Source organism: Streptomyces caatingaensis, assembly GCF_001187435.1.
In the GTDB taxonomy this organism is placed as follows: domain Bacteria; phylum Actinomycetota; class Actinomycetes; order Streptomycetales; family Streptomycetaceae; genus Streptomyces; species Streptomyces caatingaensis.
Map to the genome: position 1 here is coordinate 157,999 of NZ_LFXA01000010.1, position 16,774 is coordinate 174,772.

Annotated in this window: 6 protein-coding genes, 1 tRNA gene and 2 rRNA genes; 1 reads left to right on the forward strand and 8 read right to left on the reverse strand. The window is 69.3% G+C overall.

All coding sequences use genetic code 11. From position 1 onward, the window contains the following. Window positions 1-72 precede the first annotated feature (72 nt). The 4 genes from AC230_RS17455 to AC230_RS17470 all read right to left on the reverse strand — a co-directional run bounded on the left by AC230_RS17455 (window position 73) and on the right by AC230_RS17470 (window position 10,311). Window positions 73-882: a helix-turn-helix domain-containing protein gene (locus tag AC230_RS17455; RefSeq protein WP_049717194.1), complete on the reverse strand. Its 810-nt coding sequence runs from the start codon at window positions 880-882 to the stop codon at window positions 73-75. Window positions 883-1,097: 215 nt separating this feature from the next. Then, window positions 1,098-3,791: a DNA translocase FtsK gene (locus AC230_RS17460; RefSeq protein ID WP_049717195.1), complete on the reverse strand. Its 2,694-nt coding sequence runs from the start codon at window positions 3,789-3,791 to the stop codon at window positions 1,098-1,100. Between the two features lie 114 nt (window positions 3,792-3,905). Continuing rightward, the gene (locus AC230_RS17465; RefSeq protein ID WP_049717196.1) at window positions 3,906-4,592 is read right to left on the reverse strand and encodes a response regulator; all 687 of its coding nucleotides are present in this window, start codon (window positions 4,590-4,592) and stop codon (window positions 3,906-3,908) included. A gap of 244 nt (window positions 4,593-4,836) precedes the next feature. Then, complete coding sequence (locus tag AC230_RS17470; RefSeq protein WP_078871336.1) at window positions 4,837-10,311, reverse strand: HAMP domain-containing protein; 5,475 nt, start codon at window positions 10,309-10,311, stop codon at window positions 4,837-4,839. 451 nt (window positions 10,312-10,762) lie between these two features. Here AC230_RS17470 and AC230_RS17475 point away from each other — a divergent pair, with 451 nt between their 5' ends. After that, window positions 10,763-13,393, forward strand: coding sequence for a SpoIIE family protein phosphatase (locus tag AC230_RS17475; protein WP_338399808.1), 2,631 nt, complete (start codon window positions 10,763-10,765; stop codon window positions 13,391-13,393). 51 nt (window positions 13,394-13,444) lie between these two features. Here the strand turns inward: AC230_RS17475 and AC230_RS17480 are convergent. The 4 genes from AC230_RS17480 to AC230_RS17495 all read right to left on the reverse strand — a co-directional run. Beyond that, a tRNA-Thr gene (locus AC230_RS17480) sits at window positions 13,445-13,520 on the reverse strand. A 57-nt stretch (window positions 13,521-13,577) separates the two neighbouring features. Continuing rightward, complete coding sequence (locus tag AC230_RS17485) at window positions 13,578-14,264, reverse strand: DegT/DnrJ/EryC1/StrS family aminotransferase (protein WP_049717199.1); 687 nt, start codon at window positions 14,262-14,264, stop codon at window positions 13,578-13,580. A gap of 119 nt (window positions 14,265-14,383) precedes the next feature. Further along, window positions 14,384-14,500: ribosomal RNA gene (gene rrf, locus AC230_RS17490) — 5S ribosomal RNA — on the reverse strand. A gap of 78 nt (window positions 14,501-14,578) precedes the next feature. Continuing rightward, window positions 14,579-16,774 (reverse strand): 23S ribosomal RNA (locus AC230_RS17495); the annotation flags it as partial.

Consider the following 16,774-nt stretch of genomic DNA (forward strand, 5'->3'; position numbering starts at 1 on the left):
TGGCCGCCGGGTGCGGAGAGCCTGGTCACCCGGCGGTCCCCCGGCGCCCGGAGGGTGCCCTTCCGCCGCCGGTCAGCCGGCCGCGGGGTCGCCCCGGGTGTAACTGAGGCGCTGGACCTGACCGTCGTCGCCGACGTTCTTGATCTCCTTGCCGTTCACGAACAGCTGGACCGCCCCGGCGTTGCCGAGCACCAGGTCGATCCGGTTGCTGTCGGTGAAGGTCTTGGAGGCCCCGCGCTTGAGCACGCCCTCGTCCAGCAGCTTGCCGGTGTGGTCCTTGGCCGACATCCAGGTCTGGGCCCGCTCCGCGGTGAGCTTGACCGTGACCTTGTTGGCCGGGGCACCGGCGACCGCGCTGTCGGACGGCTCGGGCTTGGCGTCCGCCGTCCTGCCCGGGGGCGCCTTGGCGGGGGACTTCGACGGCTTGGCCGGCGCCGGGCCCGCTTCGGCCGCGTTGTCCTGGCTCCGGTCCCCGCCGCTGAAGAGGGTGAAGCCGACGAAGCCGACGACCGCGACGATCGCCGCGACCATCGCGGCGGTCCAGTTGGGCCGCCGGGGCTCGGGGCGGATGCGCTCGGCGTCGAAGACGGGCGCGGCCCGGCTCGGCCGGGGGCGCCCGCCGTGCTCCGCGTCGTACTGCTCGATGAGCTGCGTGGGGTCGAGGCCGGCGGCGCGCGCCAGCGTGCGGATATGTCCTCGGGCGTAGACATCCCCGCCGCAGCGGGAGAAGTCGTCCTGTTCGATCGCGTGGACGATCGGAATGCGTACGCGCGTGGTCGAACTGATCTCGTCGACGGTCAGTCCGGCGTCGATGCGGGCCTGTTGGAGAGCGCGGCCGATGGACGGCCGCCCGTCCTCCGGGGGTGAGTTGCCGATGGACACGTGGGCGCCTTTCGAGCGTGCAGCCACCTGCTGGAAGTTCAGTCTAGGGGGGACGCGAAAGCGTCCGGCAAGCGGGAAGGCCGACTTTGTAGGCCATCAGAAGGCAGACCATCAGACGGCTCTGCGGTACCGGCTGCGGCACATCGCTGCTCCCCTCCCTCCTCACCCCTGCGCGCCCGCCCCGGAGAAACGGTTGGCCAGGGCGCCACCCCCCGTCAGCCGCCGGTCTCCCCGCGGATGAGCGCGAGCACCCCGTCCAGTTCGTCGGGCTTGACGAGCACGTCGCGGGCCTTGGACCCCTCGCTCGGGCCCACGACGCCGCGCGACTCCATCAGGTCCATGAGCCTGCCCGCCTTGGCGAATCCCACACGCAGTTTGCGCTGGAGCATCGACGTCGAGCCGAACTGGGTGGAGACGACCAGCTCGGCGGCCTGGCACAACAGATCGAGGTCGTCACCGATGTCCTCGTCGATCTCCTTCTTCTGTGCCGTGCCGACGGTGACGTCGTCCCGGAAGACCGGCGCCATCTGGTCCTTGCAGTGCCGCACGACGGAGGCGACCTCGGCCTCGGTGACGAAGGCGCCCTGCATGCGGATCGGCTTGTTCGCGCCCATCGGCAGGAACAGGCCGTCGCCCTTGCCGATCAGCTTCTCGGCGCCGGGCTGGTCGAGGATGACCCGGCTGTCGGCCAGGGAGGACGTGGCGAAGGCGAGCCGGGAGGGCACGTTGGCCTTGATCAGGCCGGTGACGACGTCCACCGACGGCCGCTGGGTGGCCAGCACCAGGTGGATGCCGGCGGCCCGGGCGAGCTGGGTGATGCGCACGATCGAGTCCTCGACGTCGCGCGGGGCGACCATCATCAGGTCGGCCAGCTCGTCCACGATGACCAGCAGGTACGGATAGGGCGCCAGCTCGCGGCCGCTGCCCTCGGGGGGCTTCACCTTCCCCTCGCGCACGGCCGCGTTGAAGTCGTCGATGTGCCGGAAGCCGTAGGCCGCCAGGTCGTCGTAGCGCAGGTCCATCTCGCGCACCACCCACTGGAGGGCCTCGGCCGCCCGCTTGGGGTTGGTGATGATCGGCGTGATCAGGTGCGGGATGCCCTCGTAGGCGGTCAGCTCGACGCGCTTGGGGTCGACCAGCACCATCCGCACGTCCTCGGGGGTGGCCCGCACCATCAGCGAGGTGATGAGGCAGTTGATGCACGAGGACTTGCCGGAGCCGGTGGCGCCCGCGACGAGGATGTGCGGCATCTTCGTCAGGTTGGCCATGACGTAGCCGCCCTCGACGTCCTTGCCCAGCGCCACCAGCATCGGGTGCTCGTTACCGGCGGCGTCCGCGAGCCGCAGCACGTCGCCCAGGTTGACCATTTCCCGGTCGGTGTTGGGGATCTCGATGCCGACGGCGGACTTGCCGGGGATGGGGCTGATGATGCGGACGTCGGGGCTGGCCACCGCGTAGGCGATGTTCTTGGTGAGCGCGGTGATGCGCTCGACCTTGACCGCCGGGCCCAGCTCGACCTCGTAGCGGGTGACCGTCGGGCCGCGGGTGAAGCCGGTGACGGCCGCGTCCACCTTGAACTCCGCGAACACCGTGGTCAGCGAGGCCACTATGGCGTCGTTGGCGGCGCTGCGGGCCTTGCCCGGCCCGCCCCGCTCCAGCAGGTCGAGCGAGGGCAGGGAGTAGGTGATGTCGCCCGAGAGCTGGAGCTGCTCGGCCCGCGGCGGCAGGCCGGACGGCGGCTCGGGGGCCGGCTTGGTGAGGTCTGGGACGGGGCCGTCGGGCCGGGCGCCGCGGGCCGGCGGCGCGGGCGCCGGCACCTGGACGGTGATCTCGTCCTCCGGCGTGATGCCGCTGCTGAGCCCGGCGACGAGCGGCGAGGGCTGCACCCCGTGCAGCACGGCCCCGTCCAGCGCGGCCGCGGCGGCGGCCGCGACGTCCACGGCGTCCGAGGACGGCCGCCTGGTCCGGCGCCGCTTGGCGAGCGCCGCTTCCTCGGCGCTGCCGGCGTCGTCCTGCGCGGCGGGCGCGCGCCGGGGGCGCTTGGGCCTGGCCGGGGTCTCGCGCCAGTCGGCGTCGTACTCGCCCGCGCTCCGGTGCGCGTCCTCGGGTTCGTACTCGCCGGGCAGCGGCTCGATCACCCCGAGCCGGATGCCCAGCTGCCGCAGCCGCCGCGGGATCGCGTTGACCGGGGTGGCCGTGACGACCAGCAGGCCGAAGACGGTGAGCAGCACCAGCAGCGGTACGGCGAGGACCTGCCCGACCGTGAAGAGCAGCGGCTTGGAGGCGGCCCAGCCGATCAGGCCGCCGGCGTCCTGGAGCGCCTGGGTGCCCTCGCCCCGGCCGGGCGCCCCGCACGCGATGTGCACCTGGCCGAGGACGCCGAGGACCAGCGCCGACAGGCCGATGACGATGCGTCCGTTGGCCTCGGGGCGCTCGGGGTGGCGGAAGAGCCGCATCGCGATGATGCCGAGGAGTATCGGCACGACCAGGTCGAGGCGGCCGAAGGCGCCGGTGACGAGCAGCTTCACCAGGTCGCCCACCGGGCCTTCGAGGCTGGACCAGGTGCCGGCCGCGACGATCAGGGCGAGGGCGAGCAGCAGCAGGGCCAGCCCGTCCTTGCGGTGGGCGGGGTCCAGATTGCGGGCGCCGCGTCCCACGCCCCGGAAGAGCGCGCCGACTCCGTGCGCCACCCCGCGTCCGGCGCGGCCCGCGACGGACCGCTTGGGCGCCGCCTTGGCCGCGGCCTTCCGGGCCGGTGCCTTCTTCCCGGCGGGCGGCCGGGCGGCGGCCTTCTTCGCAGGCGCCTTCCTGGCGGGTGCCTTTCCGGCGGGACTTCCGGCGCGTCCGGCGCGCTGCTTGGAGGTGCCCGCCGTGCTCTGGGAACCCTTGCCGGACGTACGTGAGGCCATGGAGCCGAGATTACCGTCGTCCGTCGGAAGGGACACCCGGGCCCGGGCGTTCACCCATGTGTGTGACGCGGTTTCAGCGCGTGGACTGACGCATCGTCACCGGCGGGACAGGTGTCAGCTCTGTGACGCCACGGGCGGCACGCTGCTGCCCGCGCCCGGCTCCAGGGCGTCCAGCGCCCGCCGCAGGCCGTTGAGCTTGCGCTCCAGGTGGGCGGCGGTGGCGACGGCCGCGGCGTCGGCCGACTCGTCCAGCTGCTTGGAGAGCGCCTCGGCCTGCTCCTCGACCGCGGCCAGCCGGGCCGACAGCTCGGCGAGCAGCCCCGCGGTCTCCGGCGGCTCGCCGGACGCGGCGCGGCCGCCCTGGCCGTTCTCCATCTGCAGCCGCAGCAGCGAGGCCTGCTCGCGCAGCTGGCAGTTCTTCATGTAGAGCTCGACGAAGACCGAGACCTTGGCGCGCAGCACCCACGGGTCGAAGGGCTTGGAGATGTAGTCCACCGCGCCGGCCGCGTAGCCCCGGAAGGTGTGGTGCGGGCCGTGGTTGATGGCGGTGAGGAAGATGATCGGGATGTCCCGGGTCCTCTCCCGCCGCTTGATGTGCGCCGCGGTCTCGAAGCCGTCCATGCCAGGCATCTGGACGTCCAGCAGGATCACCGCGAAGTCGTCCGTCAGCAGCGCCTTGAGCGCCTCCTCCCCTGACGATGCCCGCACCAGTGTCTGATCGAGCGCCGAGAGGATGGCCTCCAGCGCGAGCAGATTTTCCGGCCGGTCATCGACCAGGAGGATCTTGGCCTTCTGCACCATGGCCCGTCCTCCTCGCCCCGGAAGTGCACCGGGCGCCGCCCCAGGGGACGACTCCCTTGCGCCGCCCGTCCTTGTGCCGGTCATGGTAGCCGCACCCCGCCCGTCACCACACCCTGTCACCGCGATGTCACTGCGCACGGAGAGGAAACGCGGCAGGGGACGTGAAAGTTCCCGGAATGCCGCGGTCCCACACGTCATCGACCACAGTCGGTCAACAAACGATCGGTGATCGTTCCGTCCGCTGTCACTCTGCGCGCATCCACTGCTTCATCACCGCCAGCAGTTGATCAGTATCAACGGGCTTGGTGACATAGTCGGAAGCCCCGGCCTCGATGCTCTTCTCCCGGTCGCCCTTCATCGCCTTCGCCGTGAGCGCGATGATCGGCAGGTCGGCGAACTGCGGCATCTTGCGGATCGCGGCCGTCGTGGCGTAGCCGTCCATCTCCGGCATCATGATGTCCATCAGGACCACCACCACGTCGTCGTGCTGCTCCAGCACCTCGATCCCCTCGCGCCCGTTCTCCGCGTAGAGCACCGTCAGCCCGTGCTGTTCCAGCACACTGGTGAGCGCGAAGACGTTGCGGATGTCGTCGTCGACGATCAGGACCTTCTCCCCGTGGAAGCCGGCCGCGGCACCCTCGCCGACCTCCACCCAGGACTCCTGCGACGCGGCCGGCGCCGGCGTCCCGGCCGCCCCCCGGCCCGCGCCGGGCCGTCCCCCGGCGTCCTGCGCGGGCTGCGCGGCCTGCTGCTGCGCGGCCCTGCGGCGGCGCAGGAACAGCCCGGCCGCGCCGCGCGCCGGCGCCTCGGGCCCGTGCTCCCCGTCCTCGACGGGCGCCACCGCCGGCGGAAGCGCCCTGCGCTCGCCCGCGTCGCCCTCCGTGAGCTGCTGCGGGTAGCCCTCCAGCGGCAGTTCGGCGGCGTTCAGCGGCAGATAGAGGGTGAAGGTCGAGCCGCGCCCCGGCTCGCTCGCCGCGTGGATCTCGCCGCCCAGCAGCCGCGCGATCTCCCGGCTGATCGACAACCCCAGCCCCGTACCGCCGTACTTGCGGCTCGTCGTCCCGTCCGCCTGCTTGAACGCCTCGAAGATGACCCGCATCTTGCTGGCCGCGATGCCGATGCCGGTGTCCGTGACCGAGAACGCGATCAGCTCGCCGTCGGCGTCGCGCAGGGCGCCCGCCTCCAGCAACTGCTCGCGGATCGAGTCCGGTACGTCCGAACCCGCCGGCCGGATGACCAGCTCCACGGCGCCGGAGTCGGTGAACTTCACCGCGTTCGACAGCAGGTTGCGCAGCACCTGCAACAGCCGCTGCTCGTCCGTGTGCAGCGTGGCGGGCAGCTCCGGCGAGACCCGTACGGAGAAGTCCAGCCCCTTCTCCGCCGTCAGCGGCCGGAAGGTCGCCTCCACGTAGTCCACCAGCTGCACCAGGGCGATGCGCGTCGGGCTGACGTCCATCTTGCCCGCCTCGACCTTCGACAGGTCCAGGATGTCGTTGATGAGCTGGAGCAGGTCGGAGCCGGCGCCGTGGATCGTCTCGGCGAACTCGACCTGCTTGGGCGAGAGGTTGCCGTCCGCGTTGTCCGCGAGCAACTTCGCCAGGATCAGCAGCGAGTTGAGCGGGGTGCGCAGCTCGTGCGACATGTTCGCCAGGAACTCGGACTTGTAGCGCATCGAGACCGCGAGCTGCTCGGCGCGCTCCTCCAGGACCTGCCGGGCCTCCTCGATCTCGGTGTTCTTGACCTCGATGTCGCGGTTCTGCCGGGCCAGCCGCTCGGACTTCTCCTCCAGCTCGGCGTTGGAGATCTCCAGCGCCTTCTGCCGGTTCTCCAGCTCCGCCGACCGCTCCCGCAGCTGCTCCGTCAGCTCCTGGGACTGCTTGAGCAGCATCTCCGTCTTGGTGTTGACGCTGATGGTGTTGACGCTGGTGCCGATCATCTCGGCGATCTGGCTGAGGAAGTCCTTCTGGATCTGCGTGAACTGCTGGAAGGACGCCAGCTCGATGACGCCGAGCACCTGCCCCTCGAACAGCACCGGCAGCACGATGACATGGGCCGGCGGCGCCTCCCCCAGCCCGGAGGAGATCTTCAGATAGCCGGTGGGCACGTTCTCCACCAGGATCGTGCGCTTCTCCTTGGCCGCCGTGCCGATCAGCGACTCGCCCGGCCGGAAGGACGTGGGCATCGCGCCCATCGAGTAGCCGTACGACCCGAGCATCCGCAGCTCGTACGCGTCCTCGCCGCTCTCGCCGTCCTGCCCGCCGGTCGGCATGGCCAGGAAGAACGCCCCGTGCTGCGCCGCGACGACGGGCGTCAGCTCGCTCATGATGAGCTGCGCGACGTCCTCCAGGTCGCGGCGGCCCTGCATCAGGCCGGAGATGCGGGCGAGGTTGCCCTTGAGCCAGTCCTGTTCCTTGTTGGCGAGCGTGGTCTCGCGCAGGTTGGCGATCATCGTGTTGATGTTGTCCTGGAGTTCCAGGATCTCGCCGGCCGCGGCCACGTCGATCCGCAGGTTGAGGTCGCCGCGCGTCACGGCCGTGGCGACCTCGGCGATGGCGCGCACCTGGCGGGTGAGGTTGCCGGCCATCTCGTTGACGGACTCGGTCAGATCGCGCCAGACGCCGTCCACGTCCCGCACCCGCGCCTGGCCGCCCAGCTGGCCCTCCGTCCCCACCTCGCGGGCCACGCGGGTGACTTGGTCGGCGAAGGAGGACAGCTGGTCCACCATCGTGTTGATGGTCGTCTTGAGCTGGAGGATCTCACCGCGGGCATCGATGTCGATCTTCTTGGTGAGGTCGCCCTGGGCGATGGCGGTGGTGACCATCGCGATGTTGCGGACCTGGCCGGTGAGGTTGGACGCCATCGAGTTCACCGACTCGGTGAGGTCCTTCCAGGTGCCGCTCGCCCCCGGCACGCGCGCCTGGCCGCCGAGGATGCCGTCGGTGCCGACCTCCCGGGCCACCCGCGTCACCTCGTCCGCGAACGACGACAGCGTCGTCACCATGGTGTTGACGGTGTCGGCGAGCTGCGCGACCTCGCCGCGCGCCTCGACGGTGACCTTCTTGGTCAGGTCGCCGTTGGCGACCGCGCCGGCCACCTGCGAGATGCTCCGCACCTGGTTGGTCAGGTTGGACGCCATCAGGTTGACGTTGTCGCTGAGGTCCTTCCAGATGCCGGTGACGTCCCGCACCCGCGCCTGGCCGCCCAGCTGCCCCTCGGTGCCCACCTCGCGCGCCACCCGCGTCACCTGCTCCGCGAAGTCCGAGAGCTGGTCGACCATCGTGTTGACGGTGGTGACGAGTTCGAGGATCTCGCCCTTGGCGTCCACCGTGATCTTCTTCGAGAGGTCGCCCATCGCGACCGCGGTGGTGACCTCGGCGATGTTGCGGACCTGGGACGTCAGGTTGTTCGCCATGAAGTTGACGGACTGGGTCAGGTCCTTCCAGGTGCCGGAGACGCCCTGCACCTCCGCCTGGCCGCCGAGGATGCCCTCGGTGCCCACCTCGCGCGCCACCCGCGTGACCTGCTCGGCGAACGACGAGAGCTGGTCGACCATGGTGTTGAGGGTGTTCTTCAGCTCCAGGATCTCGCCGCGCGCGTCCACGTCGATCTTCTGCGACAGGTCACCGCGCGCCACCGCCGTCGCGACCTGGGCGATGTTGCGCACCTGGGCCGTCAGATTGCCGGCCATGCCGTTGACGGAGTCGGTCAGGTCGCGCCAGACGCCCGCGACGCCGGGCACCTGCGCCTGACCGCCCAGCCGGCCGTCGGTGCCGACCTCCCGCGCCACCCGCGTCACCTGCTCGGCGAACGCGGACAGCTGGTCCACCATCGTGTTGATGGTGTTCTTCAGCTCCAGGATCTCGCCGCGCGCATCCACGTCGATCTTCTGCGACAGGTCACCGCGCGCCACCGCCGTCGTCACCTGAGCGATCTGCCGCACCTGCGAAGTGAGGTTGCCCGCCATGAAGTTGACGGAGTCGGTCAGCTCCTTCCAGGTGCCGCTGACGCCCGGCACCCGCGCCTGACCGCCCAGCCGGCCCTCCGTACCGACGTCCCGCGCCATGCGCGTGACCTGGTCGGCGAAGGCAGAGAGCTGGTCGACCATGGTGTTGACGGTGTTCTTCAACTGGAGCATCTCGCCGGACACTTCGACGGTGACCTTCTGCCCCAGATCGCCGTTGGCGACCGCCGTCGTCACCTGCGCGATGTTGCGCACCTGTCCGGTGAGGTTGCGGAACGCCGTGTTGACGGAGTCCGTGAGGTCCTTCCACGTCCCCGCGGCGCCCGGCACCTGCGCCTGGCCGCCCAGCTCGCCCTCGACACCGATCTCCCGCGCCACGCGCGTCACTTCGGCGCTGAACGACTGGAGCTGGTCCACCATCGAGTTGACGGTGTTCTTCAACTCCAGCATCTCGCCGGAGACGTCGACGGTGACCTTCTGCCCCAGATCGCCGTTGGCCACGGCCGTCGTCACCTGGGCGATGTCCCGCACCTGCGCCGTGAGGTTGCGGAAGGCGTTGTTGACCGAGTCGGTGAGATCCTTCCACGTGCCCGCCGCGCCCGGCACCTGCGCCTGCTCGCCCAGCCGCCCCTCGGCACCGATCTCGCTGGCCACCCGCGTGACCTCGTCCGCGAAGGTGCGCAGCGTCTCGGTCATCTGGTTGATCGTCTCGGCGAGCTGGGCGATCTCGCCCCGGGCGCTCACCGTGACCTTCCGCGACAGGTCGCCGTTGGCGACCGCCGTGGTGACCTCGGCGATACCGCGCACCTGGGCGGTGAGGTTGCCCGCCATGAGGTTGACGGAGTCCGTGAGGTCCTTCCAGACGCCGGCGACGCCCGGCACCCGGGCCTGACCGCCGAGCTCGCCCTCGGTGCCCACCTCCCGCGCCACCCGCGTCACTTCCGAGGCGAAGGAGGAGAGCTGGTCGACCATCGTGTTGACGGTGTTCTTCAGCTCCAGCATCTCCCCGGCCACATGAACCGTGACCTTCCGGGACAGATCACCCTTCGCCACCGCCGTCGTCACCAGCGCGATATCACGCACCTGGGCGGTGAGCCGCGAGGCCATCGTGTTGACGGAGTCCGTGAGGTCCTTCCACGAACCCGACATACCGCGCACCCGCGCCTGACCGCCGAGCTTGCCCTCGGTGCCGACCTCGCTGGCCACCCGCGTCACCTCGTCGGTGAACGCCGACAGCTGGTCCACCAGCCCGTTGACCGTCCGCCCCACCTTGAGGAACTCGCCGCGCAGCGGGTGCGCCGTCCCGTCCGCCCCCAGCGAGCGCAGGTCCATCCGCTGCTCCAGATCGCCCTCGGCCACCGCCGACAGCACCCGGCCGACCTCCGAGACCGGCCGGACGAGGTCGTCGACCAGGGCGTTCGACGCGTCGATCGCCGCCGCCCAGGCGCCCTCGCACCCGCCGACCTCCAGCCGCTCGGTGAGCTTGCCCTCCCGCCCGACGACCCGGCGCACCCGCGCCAGCTCCCCGGTGAGCTGGAGGTTGCGGTCGGCCACCTCGTTGAAGACCGCCGCGATCTCCGACATGACCCCGTCGCCCGAGACCGTCAGCCGCTTGCGGAAGTTGCCGTCCCGCATGGCCTCCAGCGCCGTCAGCAGCCGGTGCAGCGCCGCCGTGTCCACTTCCGTCGTCCCATTGGGCCGGGACCGTCCGCCCTTCGCGCGCGCGCTCGTGCCCCGCGTCGCTCCGCCAGACTCCACCGTGTCCCTCCCGCAGGGTCGCTGATCCTCGTCGGGTTTTCGCTTCCAGCTTTCCCAGTGTTTCACCCGAGCGCACCGGAGCGGCTGCCGGTCAGAGCGTAACCAGCGGGCAGGCGGCTCGTTAAAGCCGAACAGAAAACCTGCCCGGTGCCTCACCATGAGCCGCACATCCCGGCGGCTCTCCCCCGGCCCGAGGACGCGACGCCGCGGACCACACCGCATCCGCCGCTTCCCGGACCCCCGCAGCCCCCTTCTCCCCGGCATTCCGCCCGGGAAAGCACGGACGTCCACGCCCCCCGCATTCACTCCCGGCCGGGGACGCACGGGTTGTCCCCCGGAGAAATGCAGTACCCGGCTCCGTTCCCCATCGCCCGGGCCGACGGTTTAGCCTGGCGGACGAATCGCCGTCATGAGAATCGGGCACAGGACTCGGGGGAGCGATGAGAGGCCAATGGGGAGTGCTGTGATCACCGCGCGGGCAACCGCCACCTTCGAGCCGGTCGGGCGCTCCGTCGCCGCGGCCCGCGCCTTCGTCCGGGACACGCTGCAGGGGTGGGGCTTTCCCGACATCATCGACGACGCCGTCGTCCTGACCAGCGAACTCGTCACCAACGCCGTCGTGCACGCCGGTACCTCCGCCGAGGTCCTCTGCGTCCGCACCGACTCCGGCGTCCGCATCGAGGTCAGCGACCGCTATCCCGAACGGGAACTTCCGCTCCAGTCGCCGGCCCGGCAGTTCGGCGGCATCGACCGCGAGGGCGGCCGGGGGCTGATGCTCTGCACCGCCCTCGCCGCCCGCTGGGGCGTCGAGTACGACTCGACCCACAAGAAGGTGTGGTTCCGGCTCGACCTCGACGACCGCCCCGCCGGCACCCGCTCGGCCGGCCCGGCCCTCCCCGCGGCCGCCCTGCCGCTCGCCGACGCCCGGGTCCGCGTCGCCGTCATCCAGATCGACGGCACCGGCCACATCAGCGCCTGGAACGACGACGCCGAACACCTCTTCGGCTACGCCGCGGAACAGGTCACCGGCAAACCCCTCGCCGACCTCGCCGCCTGGCCGCACACCCCCGGCACCTCCACCGGCATCGCCGAGGCCCTGCGCCTCTCCCGCTGGGAGGGCTCGTACGGGATAAGGGGCGCCGACGGCCGCGTCATCCCCGTCTACGCCTCCCACCTGCGCGTCCGCGACACCGTCGGCGCCCCGTCCACGGTCTGCCTGCTGGTCCGCGACGCCGAGCGCGCCGTCCTGCAGAGCCCGCCGCGCGCCACCGGCGGGGACGCCGGCGGCGACCGCCCCGGCTCCGCCGACCCCTTCGAGGTCTTCATCGGCTCCCCCGCCCCCGACGACCTCGACGGCCTGCTCCAGCGCACCGTCGAACGCGCCCGCGACATGCTCGACGGCGACTCCGCCTACCTCCTCCTCGCCACCGACGACGAGACCGAACTGGAGGTGCGCGCCTCCACCGGCCTGCCCTCCGCCCGCCAGCGCTTCGCCCGCGTCCCCGTCGAGGCCGGCACCGGACGCTACGGCTCCGCCCGCATGCCCTCCGTCCACGACGACCTCAACGCGGTCCCCGGCGCCGTGCCCCTGCTCACCGACACCGGCATGCGCTCCGTCGTCACCGTCCCGCTCAAGGTGGAGGGCCGCCTCACCGGATCCCTCGGCGTCGCCGCCGAGGCCCCGCACCGCTACGGGAACGAGGAGGCCCTGCGCCTCCAGTTCGCCGCCGACCGCATCGCCCTCGCCGTCGAGTCCGCCCGCCTCGGCGAGCTCGAACGGCTGCGCCGCGGCTCCCTCTCCTTCCTCGTCGAGGCGTCCGACCTGCTCGCCGGCACCCTCGACCGGGACCAGACGCTGGCCCTCATGGCCCAGATGACCGTCCCCACCCTCGCCACCTGGTGCGCCGTCTACACCATCGCCGACCAGTCCTCCGAGCCCGAACTCTCCTACGTCCTGCACGAGGACGAGGACCTCATCGACGGCCTCAAGGCACTCCTGATCAAGGTCGCCCCGCCGGACCCCGTCCCCACCCCCGGCGCCCGCCCCTGGCCCGCCCCGGCCCGGGCCGCGCACGACGCCGCCCTCCGCACCTCCCTGCGCACCGTCGGCCTCGCCGGCGACGCCGAGCACTCCCCCGGCCCCGGCATCTCGCTCACCACGGCGGCCGCGGTCGGCGGCGAGACCGTCGTCCTGCCCCTCGTCGCCCGCAACCGCGTCATCGGCATGCTCACCCTCGGCAAGCCCACCGACGACCACTTCCGCCAGGAGATCCTCGAACTCGCCGAGGACCTCTCCCGCCGCGCCGCCCTCGCGCTCGACAACGCCCGCCTCTACAGCGAGCGCACCGCCATCAGCCAGAGCCTCCAGCGCAGCCTCCTCCCGCCCGGCCTGCCGGACGTGCCCGGCGTCGAGGTCGACGTCATCTACCGGGCGGCCGGGGAGGGCAACGAGGTCGGCGGCGACTTCTACGACGTCTTCCCCATCCGCGACGGCGCCTACGGCTTCGCCATCGGCGACGTCTGCGGAACGGGCCCGGAGGCCGCCGCCGTCACCGGCCTCGCCCGGCACGCCCTGCGCCTGCTCGCCCGCGAGGGCTTCGGCGGCCCGGCGGTCCTGGAGCGGCTCAACGCGGCCATCCTCGACGAGGGCGCCCGCAGCCGCTTCCTCACCCTCCTCTACGGCGAGCTCCGGCCCCAGGAGGACGGCAGCGCCCAGCTGAAGGTCGTCTGCGCCGGCCACCCCCTGCCGCTGCGCCTGCGCCAGGACGGCACGGTGGAGCCCGCCGCCGACCCCCAGCCGCTGCTCGGCGTCATGGAGGACCTCGAACTCTACGAGCAGACGGTCACGTTGGAGCCGGGCGACGTCCTGCTGTGCGTCACGGACGGCGTCACCGAGCGCCGCGAGGGCAGCCGCATGCTCGGCGACGACGGCCTCGCGGACGTCCTCACGACGTGTACGGGTCTGACGGCCGGTGCCGTCTCCGCCCGCGTCCTCCGCGCCGTCGAGCGCTTCGCCGCGGAACCGCCCTCCGACGACATGGCGATTCTGGCCATGCGCATGCCGGAGCCGCGGGACGAGTGAGACAGCGGACATGAAGAAAGGCCCCCGCCGAATGGCGGGGGCCTTTCTTCATGGAGCCCCAAAACGGAATCGAACCGTTGACCTTCTCCTTACCATGGAGACGCTCTGCCGACTGAGCTATTGGGGCCGGCAACGAGATAAAGCATACCTGATGTTCGGACGTGCTTTTGACCAGTCCGCCCTGCTAGGCGGCGGTGCCGTGCGGCAGGAGACCGCCCAGGGCGTTGCACGCTGAAATGATCCGGTGAAGTTCGCTCCGCGACAGGCCGGCGTCCACGGGCAGGGCGAGGCATTCGTCGGCCGCCCGCTCGGTGTGCGGGAGCCGGACGTCCCGCCGGTACGCGGGCATGCGGTGCACCGGTGTCCGCACCGGCACCCGGCAGTCCACTCCACGAAGACGCAGGGCCCGCGCGAAGGCGTCCCGGTCCGGCCGGCCGTTGCCCGGCACCCGCACCACGTACGCGTCGAAGCGGTGCTCAACTCCGGGGGAGACCACGGGGGTCAGGACACCGGTCAGCCCGGCATCGAGCTGGGCGGCGTTCTCCCGCCGTCGCCGGACGGCGTCCCGGTCCTCCGGCGGTCCGGCGTCCCCCGGCTCGGCGTGATGGATGACGGGCAGCGGATGGGCGTCCAAGTGGACGGGGTGGCCGAAGAGTTCGGCGACGACAACGGCCCTGGTGCGGGAGGTGAGCACGGCGGCGACGGAGACCGGGGCCAGGCAGTAGGTCACCGGATCGATGTCGGCGAACACCGGCGTCGCACCGGTGGCACGCACGGCATCCGCAGCGGCTGCCGTGATGGCATACGACGGCACGACGACCTCGTCACCACGGCCCACACCGGCCGCCAGCAGCAGCTCCTGAGTCCCCATATCTGCGGATGGTGGACGCGGGAGGTTAACTGGACGTGACGCTCCGTACCGGATCGCCCAAACAAAAAAGCTCTGGTGTCTGAACCGTAGTTCAGACACCAGAGCTTTTTTGAAGATTAGTTCGGCGGCGTCCTACTCTCCCACACGGTCCCCCATGCAGTACCATCGGCGCTGAAAGGCTTAGCTTCCGGGTTCGGAATGTAACCGGGCGTTTCCCTAACGCTATGACCACCGAAACACTATGAAACAATCAACAAACCAACCGGCAAAGGTCGTTCGTGGTTTCAGAACCAACACAGTGGACGCGAGCAACTGAGGACAAGCCCTCGGCCTATTAGTACCAGTCAACTCCACCGGTCACCCGGCTTCCATATCTGGCCTATCAACCCAGTCGTCTACTGGGAGCCTTACCCCATCAAGTGGGTGGGAGTCCTCATCTCGAAGCAGGCTTCCCGCTTAGATGCTTTCAGCGGTTATCCCTCCCGAACGTAGCCAACCAGCCATGCCCTTGGCAGAACAACTGGCACACCAGAGGTTCGTCCGTCCCGGTCCTCTCGTACTAGGGACAGCCCTTCTCAAGACTCCTACGCGCACAGCGGATAGGGACCGAACTGTCTCACGACGTTCTAAACCCAGCTCGCGTACCGCTTTAATGGGCGAACAGCCCAACCCTTGGGACCGACTCCAGCCCCAGGATGCGACGAGCCGACATCGAGGTGCCAAACCATCCCGTCGATATGGACTCTTGGGGAAGATCAGCCTGTTATCCCCGGGGTACCTTTTATCCGTTGAGCGACGGCGCTTCCACAAGCCACCGCCGGATCACTAGTCCCGACTTTCGTCCCTGCTCGACCCGTCGGTCTCACAGTCAAGCTCCCTTGTGCACTTACACTCAACACCTGATTGCCAACCAGGCTGAGGGAACCTTTGGGCGCCTCCGTTACCCTTTAGGAGGCAACCGCCCCAGTTAAACTACCCACCAGACACTGTCCCTGATCCGGATCACGGACCCAGGTTAGACATCCAGCACGACCAGAGTGGTATTTCAACGACGACTCCACACACACTGGCGTGCATGCTTCACAGTCTCCCACCTATCCTACACAAGCCGAACCGAACACCAATATCAAGCTGTAGTAAAGGTCCCGGGGTCTTTCCGTCCTGCTGCGCGAAACGAGCATCTTTACTCGTAGTGCAATTTCACCGGGCCTATGGTTGAGACAGTCGAGAAGTCGTTACGCCATTCGTGCAGGTCGGAACTTACCCGACAAGGAATTTCGCTACCTTAGGATGGTTATAGTTACCACCGCCGTTTACTGGCGCTTAAGTTCTCAGCTTCGCCCCACCGAAATGGAGCTAACCGGTCCCCTTAACGTTCCAGCACCGGGCAGGCGTCAGTCCGTATACATCGCCTTACGGCTTCGCACGGACCTGTGTTTTTAGTAAACAGTCGCTTCTCGCTGGTCTCTGCGGCCACCCCAGCTCCGAGTGCAAAACTCATCACCAGGAATGGCCCCCCTTCTCCCGAAGTTACGGGGGCATTTTGCCGAGTTCCTTAACCATAGTTCACCCGAACGCCTCGGTATTCTCTACCTGACCACCTGAGTCGGTTTAGGGTACGGGCCGCCATGAAACTCGCTAGAGGCTTTTCTCGACAGCATAGGATCATCCACTTCGCCACAATCGGCTCGGCATCAGGTCTCAGCCCCATGTGTGACGGATTTGCCTATCACACGGCCTACACCCTTACCCCGGGACAACCACCGCCGGGCTGGACTACCTTCCTGCGTCACCCCATCACTCACCTACTACACCTCGGGTCACCGGCTCCACCACTCCCCTACACTCCGAAGAGCTCAGGGCGGCTTCACGGGCTTAGCATCAGAGGATTCGATGTTTGGCGCTTCAAAGCGGGTACCGGAATATCAACCGGTTGTCCATCGACTACGCCTGTCGGCCTCGCCTTAGGTCCCGACTTACCCTGGGCAGATCAGCTTGACCCAGGAACCCTTAGTCAATCGGCGCACACGTTTCCCACGTGTGTATCGCTACTCATGCCTGCATTCTCACTCGTGAACCGTCCACAACTACCTTCCGGCGCTGCTTCACCCGGCACACGACGCTCCCCTACCCACCACAACAACCGTTAGGTCTCATGCTGCAGTGACACGACTTCGGCGGTACGCTTGAGCCCCGCTACATTGTCGGCGCGGAATCACTTGACCAGTGAGCTATTACGCACTCTTTCAAGGGTGGCTGCTTCTAAGCCAACCTCCTGGTTGTCTCTGCGACTCCACATCCTTTCCCACTTAGCGTACGCTTAGGGGCCTTAGTCGATGCTCTGGGCTGTTTCCCTCTCGACCATGGAGCTTATCCCCACAGTCTCACTGCCGCGCTCTCACTTACCGGCATTCGGAGTTTGGCTAAGGTCAGTAACCCGGTAGGGCCCATCGCCTATCCAGTGCTCTACCTCCGGCAAGAAACACACGACGCTGCACCTAAATGCATTT

Coding starts and splice junctions, on each gene's coding strand:
- AC230_RS17460 (WP_049717195.1), bottom strand. CDS start 3,791: ATGGCCTCACGTACGTCCGGCAAGGGTTCCCAGAGCACGGCGGGCACC.
- AC230_RS17475 (WP_338399808.1), top strand. CDS start 10,763: ATGGGGAGTGCTGTGATCACCGCGCGGGCAACCGCCACCTTCGAGCCG.
- AC230_RS17465 (WP_049717196.1), bottom strand. CDS start 4,592: ATGGTGCAGAAGGCCAAGATCCTCCTGGTCGATGACCGGCCGGAAAAT.
- AC230_RS17485 (WP_049717199.1), bottom strand. CDS start 14,264: ATGGGGACTCAGGAGCTGCTGCTGGCGGCCGGTGTGGGCCGTGGTGAC.